At 54.1% G+C, this 1,154-nt stretch carries 1 protein-coding gene; it reads right to left on the reverse strand.

Going from position 1 to position 1,154, the window contains the following annotated elements:
- The coding region (locus tag AB1500_13185) for an RHS repeat-associated core domain-containing protein (protein ID MEW6184100.1) at positions 1-1,154 on the reverse strand (1,154 nt) is incomplete at both ends.

Below are 1,154 nucleotides of genomic sequence, written 5' to 3' on the forward strand. Positions count from 1 at the left end.
TACCATGCCATATCGCCTTCATCGGGCTCAATAAAGTTCCATGTTGCACTTACATACGGATCAATCTCCTGATAACTAGCTTGCAACATTTCCGGCGCTGCAGCACAGCTTGCCCGCCACATTCCTGGAGCTGCGTTTACACTGGCTTGCATGTTTTTCATAAAATCCTTTATAAATGCTTCTCCGCTGGGATCGATTCTGTTAACCGGATCGTTCTCGCAATACCCATACGCGTCCAGCGATTGCGGATTAACGATGCTGCCCACGACCGGGTCCTTGCTGAGGAACCGCCTTAGTTCCGGGTTGTAGTACCTGGCACGCATGTAGATGAGGCCGTTGGCGTCGGTCATTACACCGTCGTGGCCGTTGAACATAAACGGCGTCGAGGTTGACCCGGTGCGGTGAACCAGATCGCCGTAAGCGCTGTATTGGAAGGTGTCGGTAACGTTACCGTTTTGGTCGGTGAGTGCCACGGTGCTGCCGCGGAGGTCGTAATGGTAGGTTTTATAGGCGCCGTTTTCTTCCTGACCGATCAGGCCCAAACCGTATACGTAATAGGTCTGGTTGCCCGAGGCGTCCGTCTTTATCAATACTCGGCTCAAGGCCGCGTTGGGGTCGATCACGAAACTGGTCTGGGAGCCGCCTTCGGTGACGGCTATCCGGTTGCCTTCGGCGTCGTAGGTGTAGCTTGTGCCGCCGGCGATGGTTAGTCTGCCGCGGGCGTCGAAGGTGAAATCGGCCATCGTTCCGTTCAAAGGACCGTGTTCCATGTTTCCGTCTTCATCGTACCGAATCTCCTGGCCGTTGTACGTCGCGGTCCTGTTGTCGGGGCCGGTGGTTACGACCGGTTCGGACAACGAGAAGGTTTGCTGGGGAATATCCGGTATTTCCTTGTAAACCTCGCGGTTTACGGTGTAGGTGTAGTCGTACTTGCAGATGACGTTGCCGTTTCTGTCCTTGTCTTCGAGTTTTAGGAGTTGGTAGGCGTCGTCGTAATAGACGGTCTGCACCGAGCCGTCGGGTCTGGTGGTCTTGTAGAGCAGACCGTTGGGGTAATATTCGTAGGCGGTCACTCTGTTGTTCCAGTCGGTGACCGTTTTCAGGCGGTTGTCTTTGTAATATTGGTATGTTACTTGCTTGTTGTCGGGATAGGT

The sequence above is a fragment of the Bacillota bacterium genome, assembly GCA_040755295.1.
In the GTDB taxonomy this organism is placed as follows: domain Bacteria; phylum Bacillota; class Desulfotomaculia; order Desulfotomaculales; family Ammonificaceae; genus SURF-55.